Below are 12,021 nucleotides of genomic sequence, written 5' to 3' on the forward strand. Positions count from 1 at the left end.
TCTAACAATTTTACTATACGGCCAAGGTTAACATTTCCACTTATTTATATAGATACCATATAAATGAGTTAATGGCTACGAAGTTGGTAAGTGTTGTTGTATCTGCGTTTGAGATTATTAGGCCTTATTAAAGAAGATAGAATCAATATCAGCTCCTATGGTAATTTATTTTAGTTGGCACCAGGATATAATAAAGGCAATGTAACAGAAAACTCCAAGCCATTATCAACAACTAAAGGCTCTGGTTGATCTAACATCCGATACTTGGTAATAATTGTACTAAGTCCTACCTGATTTGACAAAACACGAGTCTGTTTGCGTTGCAGGTTATTCTTAACAATCAATTGTGCTTGCTGGTTGGTTTCTAATTTGATAATTAATCGTTTATCATGTAAAATCACATTGTGTTTAACTGCATTTTCAACCAATAGTTGCAAGGTCAAAGGAGGAATTTGATAGAAGGTGTAATCTTCATGAATATTAATAATCAGATCCAATCCATTCCCATGCCGAATTTTTAACAGATGGTAATAGGATCGAATAAAATCCAGTTCAGAAGAAAGAGTGGTAAGATCGTGATCATTAGCTCTTAGCAGGTAACGGTAAACCTGGCTTAACTCATTCAGAAAATGTTCAGCTTGTTGTGGATCTTCTTCTATAAGAGTAGAAAGAGAATTTAAACTATTAAATAAGAAATGAGGATTTACACGGCTTTTTAACGCTTCCAACTGATTATGCAGACTGATCTTTTTTAATTCTTCATTCTCCTGCTCTGCCAGATAAAGTCGTTTGGTATCTCCACTTGCCTGTCGAATAAAAAACCACAGTTCATATACGATAAATAGCAGAATAAATGAGAAAGCCCCTAACAAAAAATCGATCTTATAAATATTGAGAGATAACGTTTTGTGATTAAGGCCAATATGAGTCGTTTGTCCGGGAGATTCAAAAAAACCTTTTAATGTCCCATATTTGACTATATACTTACTTATTCCTGCAACCCAACTTATAAGTGCCACACTCACCGTACCTGACAGGGCAGTAACCAGAATCCTTTGAAGAAGCTGTTTGCCTGAAGAAAATTTTCGTCTGAAATAAATGATTAGGAAGCGGGAGGCCTCCCAGGAAAGTGTAATACTTCCCAAAAGAATCAAAACCCGAAGGAGCGTAATGAGATTCCACTCTTCAACATAATTAACCTCAATTACGGCATTAAGAATAAACACCAGCAAAACTCCAACAATCCGGAGCCAGTTATCATTCAATCTATTCTTATTCACAAGGCTGATGGTTTTACAGATCAACAAACTGTTAAAATTACACAAGCAGTAATGAAAAATCAAAGAACTTAGATTACGAGTGGTTATTCTTTTGGTTAACAGGTATTTACAATTTACTTTTGGTAAAAATGCTCACATTATCAACATAAAATAAATCACTGGATAGGAAAAATAAAGCCTCTCAATAATTGAGAGGCTTTGTAAAATATTACAGTCTGTTTATTGCATTCAAATCTTCAAAAGCAACCTTCAAACGTTTGATCATAGATTCTTCTGCTTTGCGCAGCCATACACGTGGATCGTAGTATTTTTTATTTGGAGAATCTGGTCCTTCAGGATTACCCAACTGACCTTGCAGATAGGCTTTCTTATCTTCATAATAATTTTTAACACCTTCCCAAGTGGACCATTGCATATCAGTGTCGATGTTCATTTTAATCGCACCATATTTAATAGCTTCCCGAATTTCTTCTCTGGATGATCCTGAACCTCCGTGGAAAACAAAGTTAACAGGATTAGGGCCAGTCTTGAATTTCTCCTGAATGTAATCCTGAGAGTTTTTCAGAATGATTGGAGATAATTTAACGTTACCTGGTTTGTATACACCATGCACATTACCAAAAGCAGCAGCAATGGTAAAACGATGACTTACTTTAGAGAGCTCTTCATAGGCATAAGATACCTCAGCTGGTTGTGTATACAATTTTGAGCTATCTACATCTGAATTGTCAACGCCATCTTCTTCACCACCTGTAACACCCAATTCAATCTCCAGTGTCATGCCTATTTTTGACATACGTTCCAGATATTTCACGCAAATCTCAATATTCTCATGTAATGGTTCTTCTGAAAGATCAATCATGTGTGAGCTAAACAATGGCTTACCATGTTGTGCAAAGAATTTTTCGCCTGCATCTAACAATCCATCAATCCATGGGAGTAATTTTTTAGCAGCATGATCTGTATGTAATATTACAGGAATGCCATACAGTTCTGCCATTTGATGCACATGTAATGCTCCAGAGATAGCACCTGCTATAGTAGCCTGTTGTTTATCGTTAGGTACACTTTTACCTGCATAAAACTGAGCTCCACCATTTGAAAACTGTATAATAACAGGAGAGTTTACAGCTTTTGCTGTCTCTAATACTGCATTAACAGAGTTTGTACCTACTACATTGACAGCAGGAAGAGCAAAATCATTTTCATTTGCATACCGAAAAAGTTCGGTAACCTGCTCACCAGTTACAACACCAGGAGCTATAGTTAGTGTGTTATTCATTATTTGTATATTTTAAAGGTATTATTTGACGAATTCCAGAAAAAAACTTTTCCTCTGCAAATCAGGGCCAAAATATCCGCATTTTTTCGATAAGTCCCTACTTTTGCGGAACAATTCTTGTTGAGAAATTATACCTACATCCTACTCAATGTATCTATAATAGAAACAGTTTATTATTTTTGCCAGATCCTTCTTGACTTCTGTCTACATGTTTTATATACAACTTAAACGCTTTCTTTTTTTAGGAATCCTGTTTTGTGGGTTTCTTAGTGCCTGCACAGAGTCAGAATGTACTGTCAGTACGGATCCTCGTTTGCGCATCCGCTTTCTGGTGCGAGTTGCAAGAGTTTCAAACGGAACAACTACCTATACTCAGAAAGATACAACTATACGGATTATTAGTGTAACTGGTATAGGCAACCCTTCTGCCTATCCGGTAAGTCAGATTGATACAATAACCCCGACAGGAAATATTGTCGCGTCTTTGTCACAGATAGCAGATAGTATCTCATTAGTAATCAAATGGGATACGGCACGTCTTGCAGCAAATCAGAATGAAACATCTGTTTTTACAGATACACTAAAAATTAAGTATAAGCCACAACCCTATTTTGTCTCAGAAGGATGTGGTTTTAATTACAAATACACAGGCATAGATATCACCAAAGAAACTTTTACCAGTTCTGCATCCCAACAGATCAGAACTGTTACAGTCGCCAACTCAACTGCTGATGAAACTTTACAACCCAATATTAATATCGTTTTTAACCATCGTACTGAGTAGTTACCTTACTGCACTTTATACCCCTGCTTACTCACAAAAATCCGCTTCTGATACCATATTATCCAATGGTTTACGTATAGGGTTTGATTTAGGCAGGATAGCAAACTTTTACATGAAAGATCAGAAGAACTTTTCATTAGAAGGAAGTGCAGATATAGGGTATCAGCGTTGGTTAGGAGTAGCTGAGTTAGGCTATGCCAATATTAAAAGTAGCAAAGACCAAGTATATGACTATAATAGTAATGGCGTTTACGGTCGTGTAGGTGTCGAAAGAAACTTATTAAAGGGTGGGGATGATGTAGTATTCTGGGGACTTAGATATGGTATAAGTCAAATGACTTACTCTTATGGCTACTATAATGTTATTGATACGATCTGGGGTGGTTCAAGTGGTAGTATTCCTAAAACCTCTGCAACTCAGCATTGGGGAGAACTCGTTGGAGGTATCAAAGGATTGGTATGGAAAAACTTTTATCTGGGTTTTACATTACGTTTTCGTTTCAAAATCAGCGGAAGCTATAATGCGGATCTGGGTCCGATAATTGTTCCTGGTTATGGTGCAGCAGATAAGTCTACAGCATTTGGAGCCAATTATTATGTCTCGTATCGGATTCCTTTCAAAAAACCGGCAACATTCCCTAAAAAGAAGAAGGTCAAAAAAGATAAAAAAGCTGCTCCTGTATTACCAGCAACTCCTCCAAAAAAGTAATAATTTATTTGTAAAAGTCTTTTCCATTTGCCAGGTGTCAAATAGTATTGTAAAAGACACACAATATTGCCATGTATACTCATCGCCAGCAGCTATTTCTTGATCATGTAGCTCAAACATCAGAATTTCCACTATTACTTGAAATAGAAAAAGCAGAAGGGATTTATATGTACTCTCCAGAAGGAAAGCAATATATAGATCTCATCTCAGGAATTGGGGTAAGTAATGTAGGACATCGGCATCCAAAGGTAATTGCAGCTATTCATGCACAATTGGAGAAACATATGCACCTGATGGTGTATGGAGAATTTGTACAATCATCACAAGTGCTCCTTGCGGATGCATTAGTAAAGACATTACCTGAACCGTTGAAAAGTGCATACTTTACTAATTCAGGTGCGGAAGCTATAGAAGGTGCAATGAAGTTAGCCAAACGTTATACAGGACGACATGAAATAGTTTCCTGCTTTAACTCCTATCATGGATCTACACAGGGGGCCTTATCCTTATCCAGTGCAGAATCTTTCAAACAAGCCTATCGTCCTTTATTACCAGGAATAGATCATATTCAGTATAATACTCTATCTGATCTTACGAAAATAACGCATAAAACAGCTGCGGTTATTATTGAAACTATTCAAGGGGAAGCAGGGATTCGTATTGCAGAGGATACCTATTTTAAGTCACTTCGCCAGCGATGTAATGAAACAGGCACACTCCTTATTCTGGATGAAATACAGACAGGCTTTGGACGTACAGGCACTTTCTGGGGATTTGAACAATATAATGTAGTTCCTGATATTGTTGTATGTGCCAAAGGCATGGGAGGAGGAATGCCGATTGGTGCATTTATTTCATCCAAAGAAATAATGTTCGCATTAGCTAACAATCCTATCCTTGGACATCTCACTACCTTTGGCGGACATCCGGTGAGCTGTGCCGCAGCACTGGCTACATTACAAGTGATTGAGCAAGATAACCTATTGGAAAGTATTGCAAAGAAGGAACAACTCTTCAAACAATTACTTATCCATCATAAAATCCGCAGTATTCGCAGCAAAGGACTAATGATAGCTGTTGAGTTTGAATCGTTTGAAGTCTTAAAACCTATTATTGATAAGGCAATCCAGAACGGAGTTATCACAGATTGGTTTTTACATTGCGATAATTCTATGCGCATAGCCCCCCCTCTTACCATTACAGAAGAACAAATTGAACAAGCATGTATGATTATATTAGATTGTATAGAGTAATAGTATAATACTATTACACACTATTATACTTTGCTTTTTCTTTATTCAGGAACTTGGCCTTGAAGATAAATAAGGTATGAATAGCAATTAATAACATAAAAGGATCTGCATAATAGCGCCATCTATGATCCACAAAGAAAATAATAGAGAAAAGAAGAGTAACTATAACTACAAGAAAAGGCATTACCTGTGTGAGTATTTCATAGCCAAATCGGGATCTTATCAAGTTGTATGAATAGATGAATAATCCTATAAAAAATAAAGCGTGTATTAACCCTGTAAAGGTCATAGCAAGATTAACCTCTTTAGGATGTAAATAGTTATCGGGCAAAAAGAAGATTGCGATCTTTCGTAATGAAAGTTCTATTTCCTTGGTTGGATTAGTAGCTATCCAATCCAAAGCAATTTTTTTCCGAGCCTGTGCTTCCTGGTATTCATTTAACTCAGCAATGTTGGGTATCTGTCGTACTACATAAGCATCCCAGGAAGTACCTACACCAGAATTACCTAACCACGATCCTCTTGCATATTCATTATGTCCCAGTAATAAATTAAAGCCTGCCTGATTAGAGATAAAGATTTTACCAAATAAAGCGTAGTTTTTATAGAATATAGGAATCTGAACTATAATCATTAACAGCCAAGTCCCTATGACTAGATAAAGAAAAACTTTATTGCTAAAATAAAACCTTATTTTCTTTCTTTTACTTAAAGCGGATAGGATTACTATTCCTCCTAATCCATAAAAAATAAGGGTTGTATGAGGACGAATCAACGTCGCAAATGAGGCCAACACACATGTCCCAATCAGTAGACGCAATGATGGGTCTTCCTGGAAATTTATATATCTATAATAAACTCCAACAACTATAATAACAATTGGTAATGCAATGTTTTCATAGCATGTCATAGAACCTACATAATACAAAACAACAGGATGTAAGCCATATACAATTGTAGTAAGGCTGGCCAGCTTTTCATTTTGCAGGAATAAACTAGCTATTCTATGAAATGAATATACAGATGCTCCAAAAAATAGAATAGAAATTATCTGTATCATAGCAGCATATGCCTTAAAATAGGGATCTGCAGGAGTCAATTCTATATTTTTATGATAAGCAACAGTATAAGCTCTCTGGCAAATAATATGTATAAATATTGGAAAACTGGTTCTCCATGCTGTTATCTGTTTATCTTTGCGGGCATAGTACCCCTTATTAGCTGCAAACCCATACCCATCGTTATAATTTTTAGCTATAGTTGCGATGTCTATCTCATCTGGATTTACATTAAGGGAATATTGAAATGGATATTCCGCAAAAGGAGAGTTAGGTCCTGACTGATTACAATCACTAAAAATTATTACCAGACATTTAAGTAAAACAAGGCAAATACAAATCTTCGTGATATCACTTTTTGGAATTATATCCTTCATAAATAGCAACGGCAAGGAGAATATTTACAATTCTGAAATGTATTGAATCAAAAGCTGGTTTATTGGGAAGTATTCTAACAACAAATTGAAGTAAAGGAGAAGAAAAGGATAATACATTCAAAATTATTTTTTTGGTAAAAGAATAATAAATAGCGACTTCCTGATAACCCAATCCTACAGCTACTTTTCGGGTAGCTCCTCCCCTTCTGCGTCTATCCAACCATGCATTGAGATCCAGACGATCTGATTCGTTATGAAATAATCTGCTTTTTGGATAAATATAAAATATAAAACCTAAAGCCTGAAGTCTTTTTGCAAATTCATAATCTTCAAAGCCTGCATGAGGAAATATCTCATTGTATCCTCCAGACTCTTCAAAATCTTTCTTAGTCATGGAAAGATACTGGCTTGTTATTCCATGAGTCACAAAAATTTCTTCATCATTCCAGTCATTGCCACGATTCCAACCTTTTAACGAAGTAAATCCATAATGAATTAAGTATCGGCCAAAAGATGTTTGGGCGATCCGGGCACTTCTCTCTGGCGGATAAATCCAGTTCAGATTAATACAGCAACGTTGATATTTCTGATGCAGACCGAGTGTTGTTTGTATATCTTCTGCTTGTATAAGCATATCATCATCAATAAAAAGCAACAACTCTCCTATAGCATTCTTTGCACCAAAATTGCGTGCAGATGCCACTCCTGCCTTAGGATTACGCAAAACAGTTACTACATTGGTTAAGGCATCAGGTAAAATAAGAGGCTTTTCTGAGTCATTTACTACAAGAATTTCATTGTCGACTTTTTTCACTGCTCTGACAACAGCAGTCAGTGTTTCAATCACAAGCTGTGGCCGATCTTTTGTTGGTATAATTATACTGAGTTTCAAGACGAACGAAGTTTACGAATCAGAGATAAAAAAGTAGCGAACGGTTCAGTTGTACGAAGTTTCAGTTTGCGCAGGAGTACCCTTTCAGTATCTGTTAGTAATTGATGATTTACATTGGACAACAATAGTCTGGCTTTCGCATTACTGAATCCAGCATATGACTCATCGGCCCTAAATAAAAGATAATACTGCAAGGCTTGTTTTACAAGTTCGGCGCTATAGTTGTCTACAATCTGAATCTGAAAATCTTTCTTAACCGAAAAACATTTCTCTATTAGCTCCTTCTCATCTGTAAATCCAAATTGATTGGCGAGAGCATAAAAAAAAGAATCATGTTCTATCTGAAAGGCGGCATTTTGTGAGACAGTTTTTGAATTCTGATGAAGACGAAAATTGACCAACACATCTGATATTTGAACAATGCCCTTTAATCCATAACTAAATAAATACTTGATCCACCAATCCCGATCCATCAGATAATGCAGGCGAGTATCCAGCAGCCCTATATGCCGAATTACATCGTGTCTGAAAAAGGTTTCTGGCTGATCCATTCTGGCCCACCCTATTGTCTTCGCAAGATTGTTACTATATACATCTACTCCTTTTGTATAATGACGGGTAAATCCAGAATCATCAAATACTCTACCTTGCCCACTAAGCACCAACGTATCAGGATTCATAAAAGCTACACCTACTTTTTGTAAGGTATCAGGCTGATAGTAATCGTCAGAATTCAACCAATTCACAACCTCTCCTGTTGCTTTCTGCAGACCCTTATTTATTGCATCACTTTGCCCGTTATCTTTTTCGCTAATCCAGAAAGCAAGGTGCTTCTCATATTTTTTAATAATTTTGACAGAGTTGTCTGTACTGCCACCATCAATGATAATATATTCAAGCTTAGGATAGCCCTGACTTAAAACAGATTCTATAGTCTGTTCAAGGTAATTGCCTTGATTATAGGATGGTGTAATAATACTGATAGACGGAAGTGACAACGTATTTGAAGATAAAATTTAAAGTTTTGAGACTTGAAAAAAACAGTAGTATACGAGGCTGAAACCATTACTCGTCGTTCACCGCTAAATTACAAAGAAATTTCACAATCAGAGGAGCCTTTCATCCGATTGGAAGAAACACTACCTATTTGTTATTTATGTGAATTGAACAATACACTCATTTCTCCCTATGGGATTGCATTCAAAAATGGACATATTATACAGGAGTCGGTATACTCTATGTTTACCCAAAACAAGAATGCTCTTACTTTTTATAAAAAGCTGCTCTTAGGTAAGGTCAAACGTGTATCAGCAGATTGTGTGATTGCACATAACGCATACTATGACAATTATTATCACTGGACTACAGAAGCATTGCCTCGTTTATTTAGTATTCGGGAAAAAGCACCTAATCTTACTTTACTCATTCACGAAAAAACACCACGTTTTATTGACGAGTACCTTCGTTTTTTTTCCTTTCGTGAGATTGTACGAATAAAAGATGATGAGATTGTATGGGCAAAAAAGCTTTGGCTACCTATGCATACAGCCCGAGGGCTTGCACATCGATTAGCTGTCGTTAAACAACTAGGACACTGGATTCGTAGTCAGGCAGGAATACAACCTCAAAAGACAACAAAGAAAATATTCATCAGCAGGGAGAAAGCAAAGTACAGACGTGCTATCAATGAAGCAGAGGTATTTGAGTTTTTTGAGCAACTAAGTTACGAAAAAACATATCTGGAAGATCTTACACTAAAAGATCAAATACAATTATTTACTAATGCTTCTAAGATAGCAGGCATTCATGGAGCAGGCTTTAGCAACCTTCTATATTCCTCTCAGGCAACCTTACTGACAGATATTATTCATCAGGAACATCAGCAGGATGCCTTCTATAATCTTGCTGATGCTATGAATGTTGACTATCTGCGCATAGAATGCAAGGGAACCGGAAAAGAAAGCTATTGCGGCACAGATGATATTATTGTAGATATTAAACAACTGGAAAAATATCAACCACTCCTAGCTTGATAGTATATAGGAAGAGATTGATCTCTTCCTGCTTTTAACTTATTCTGCTCCAATTGGTTTCTTCTTTGCGAAGTGATTCAATATGGCGGCGGATAGGTTGATTTTGAGGTGAAGAAAGATCAGGATCAGCCTCTAATACCTGTGTTGCTGCATCTCGTGCTTCCTGTAAGATATATTGATCCTTAGCTAAATCTGCAATTAATAAATCCAGCACACCACTTTGCTGTGTCCCCGAAAGATCGCCAGGCCCTCTCAATTGAAGGTCAACTTCCGAAATCTCAAAGCCATCTGTAGTACGTACCATGGTTTCAATACGGGTACGTGCTTCTTTGCTTAACTTATAGTCAGTCATCAATACACAATAACTTTGCTCTGCTCCCCGACCTACACGTCCCCGAAGCTGATGCAATTGTGCCAGTCCAAATTTCTCTGCACTTTCTATTACCATTACACTGGCATTAGGCACATTTACTCCTACTTCAATTACAGTAGTTGCAACCATGATGTGTGTCTCATGTTTTAGAAAGCGTTGCATCTCATAGTCTTTATCTCCAGAATTCATGCTTCCGTGTACAATACTAATCTGATACTCTGGAAAAGCTCTTGCAATACTCTCATATCCATCCATCAGATTCTTGTATGACATTTTCTCAGACTCTTCAATCAATGGATAGACAATGTATACTTGACGTCCCAGTTGTAATTGCTCCCGCATAAACCCAAATACCCGCAAGCGGTGTGCATCATACCGATGTACAGTCTTAATAGGCTTGCGTCCGGCAGGAAGCTGATCTATCACAGAAACATCCAGATCTCCATACAGTGTCATTGCCAGAGTACGGGGAATTGGCGTTGCGGTCATCACCAGTACATGAGGCGGAGTGCTGTCATTTTTCTGCCAAAGACGGGCACGCTGGGCTACACCAAAACGGTGTTGCTCATCAATAACCGCAAGGCCAAGGTTTTTAAATTGTACTACATCTTCCAGCAAAGCATGAGTTCCTACAAGAATTTTCATCATTCCCAGCTGCAACTGCTGATGAATATCACGTCGGGCAGCAGCACGCGTAGATCCTGTCAGACAACCGATGCGAATACCCAACATATCTGCAAACTGTTTCAGTCCATTATAATGCTGGTCCGCTAAGATCTCCGTTGGTGCCATCATACAGGCTTGGGCGCCATTATCTATTGCCATCAACATACAGATAAAGGCAACAATGGTTTTTCCACTACCTACATCTCCCTGTAAAAGGCGGTTCATCTGCTTACCAGAACTCATATCCCTGTAAATTTCACGAATCACTTTTTTCTGTGCATCTGTCAGATCAAAGGGAATATGTTTGCGATAAAAGACATTCAGGAATGTATCCCCTTCTGGTGAATTTTTGAATATTTGTCCAGGAAACTCAACTTTGCGAATTAGCTTTTGTTTTAACAGCTTTAACTGAATATAAAAAAGTTCTTCAAATTTGAGTCGGTTCTTTGCTTGTTCCAATGCATGTACCGTCTTAGGAAAATGAATACTCTCCATCGCTTCCAACTTAGATATCAGTTGGCGATGCTGAATTATATTCTCTGGTAGAGTTTCCCGTAAGTGATTACCTGCCTGGTCCAGTACCTGCCTCACCATTTGCCCTATTTGCTTACTTCCTACAAACTTCTTGCGCAACTTCTCTGTCAGATTGTAGACAGGTTGCAGCCCTCCGCTTGGCTGTACAGCTTTAGGGTCGTAGAGTTCCATCTCAGGATGTAGAACGCTATATTTCCCGTTAAAAAACTGAGGTTTGCCAAAAATGACATATTCCTGTTTAACTTTTAAATTTTTGGCTTGCCACTGAATACCCTGAAACCACAATAATTCTATCTCACCTGTACTGTCAACAAAATAGGCGATCAAACGTTTTTTGCTTCCTTCTCCTGTTTCCTCTACGTAATCAACCTTGCCTCGTATCTGTACATATGGCATTCCTTCATACATCTCACGAATTGTATAGAATTTCGTACGATCTTCATGTCTGAAGGGATAATACTGAATGACATCACCATATGTGAATATGCGCAGTTCAGTATTAAGTATAGCAGCTTTTTGAGGACCTACACCTTTAAGGAATTCGATTTTGGTATCGAAGAAGCTTCGTCTGACATTCTGGCTGGGTATGGTTTCAGTTTGCATCATTTCATTTTCAGATTACCGCTTTATAGTATCACGCTACAAAATTAATATCTTTTCAAAACTAAAGACGAATAACTATCTGAAGAGTTTATGCCAGTACTTTGCCCATACTATTTTAAATAGATGGTGCAGGCATTCACTTCTCTTAAAACGCATTTTGGATAGATTAGTTTACTA

10 protein-coding genes are annotated in these 12,021 nt (G+C 37.4%); 4 read left to right on the top strand and 6 right to left on the bottom strand.

Translation table 11 applies throughout. The features are described 5' to 3' along the window. Window positions 1-170: 170 nt before the first annotated feature. On the bottom strand, window positions 171-1,280 hold the full coding sequence (locus QNI22_RS25640; protein WP_314515011.1) for a sensor histidine kinase: 1,110 nt from the start codon (window positions 1,278-1,280) through the stop codon (window positions 171-173). 208 nt (window positions 1,281-1,488) lie between these two features. Then, the gene (fbaA, locus tag QNI22_RS25645; protein ID WP_313977024.1) at window positions 1,489-2,562 is read right to left on the bottom strand and encodes a class II fructose-bisphosphate aldolase; all 1,074 of its coding nucleotides are present in this window, start codon (window positions 2,560-2,562) and stop codon (window positions 1,489-1,491) included. Between the two features lie 208 nt (window positions 2,563-2,770). On the opposite strand from fbaA, the gene QNI22_RS25650 reads away from it, so the two are divergent. The 3 genes from QNI22_RS25650 (at window position 2,771) to QNI22_RS25660 (ending at window position 5,308) form a co-directional block, all read left to right on the top strand. Further along, window positions 2,771-3,346, top strand: a complete 576-nt coding sequence (locus tag QNI22_RS25650) for a DUF6452 family protein (protein ID WP_314515014.1) — start codon at window positions 2,771-2,773, stop codon at window positions 3,344-3,346. After that, window positions 3,294-4,055: a DUF6048 family protein gene (locus QNI22_RS25655; protein WP_314515015.1), complete on the top strand. Its 762-nt coding sequence runs from the start codon at window positions 3,294-3,296 to the stop codon at window positions 4,053-4,055. The genes QNI22_RS25650 and QNI22_RS25655 overlap by 53 nt, the downstream gene beginning before the upstream one ends. A 71-nt stretch (window positions 4,056-4,126) precedes the next feature. After that, the gene (locus tag QNI22_RS25660; RefSeq protein WP_314515016.1) at window positions 4,127-5,308 is read left to right on the top strand and encodes an aspartate aminotransferase family protein; all 1,182 of its coding nucleotides are present in this window, start codon (window positions 4,127-4,129) and stop codon (window positions 5,306-5,308) included. A 13-nt stretch (window positions 5,309-5,321) separates the two neighbouring features. Here QNI22_RS25660 and QNI22_RS25665 read toward each other — a convergent pair whose 3' ends face one another. Genes QNI22_RS25665 through QNI22_RS25675 form a run of 3 tightly spaced genes read right to left on the bottom strand, consistent with a single transcriptional unit; the run spans window position 5,322 to window position 8,633 of the window. Then, window positions 5,322-6,743, bottom strand: a complete 1,422-nt coding sequence (locus QNI22_RS25665; protein WP_314515017.1) for a hypothetical protein — start codon at window positions 6,741-6,743, stop codon at window positions 5,322-5,324. Next, the gene (locus tag QNI22_RS25670) at window positions 6,718-7,635 is read right to left on the bottom strand and encodes a glycosyltransferase family 2 protein (RefSeq protein WP_314515018.1); all 918 of its coding nucleotides are present in this window, start codon (window positions 7,633-7,635) and stop codon (window positions 6,718-6,720) included. Before QNI22_RS25670 ends, QNI22_RS25665 begins: the two co-directional genes overlap by 26 nt. Then, window positions 7,632-8,633, bottom strand: coding sequence for a glycosyltransferase family 2 protein (locus QNI22_RS25675; protein ID WP_314515019.1), 1,002 nt, complete (start codon window positions 8,631-8,633; stop codon window positions 7,632-7,634). The genes QNI22_RS25670 and QNI22_RS25675 overlap by 4 nt, the downstream gene beginning before the upstream one ends. Window positions 8,634-8,666: 33 nt before the next feature. On the opposite strand from QNI22_RS25675, the gene QNI22_RS25680 reads away from it, so the two are divergent. Next, window positions 8,667-9,668: a glycosyltransferase family 61 protein gene (locus QNI22_RS25680; RefSeq protein ID WP_314515020.1), complete on the top strand. Its 1,002-nt coding sequence runs from the start codon at window positions 8,667-8,669 to the stop codon at window positions 9,666-9,668. Between the two features lie 34 nt (window positions 9,669-9,702). Here QNI22_RS25680 and recG read toward each other — a convergent pair whose 3' ends face one another. After that, on the bottom strand, window positions 9,703-11,847 hold the full coding sequence (recG, locus tag QNI22_RS25685) for an ATP-dependent DNA helicase RecG (protein WP_314515023.1): 2,145 nt from the start codon (window positions 11,845-11,847) through the stop codon (window positions 9,703-9,705). Window positions 11,848-12,021: the final 174 nt, after the last annotated feature.

Source organism: Xanthocytophaga agilis (genome assembly GCF_030068605.1).
GTDB lineage: Bacteria > Bacteroidota > Bacteroidia > Cytophagales > 172606-1 > Xanthocytophaga > Xanthocytophaga agilis.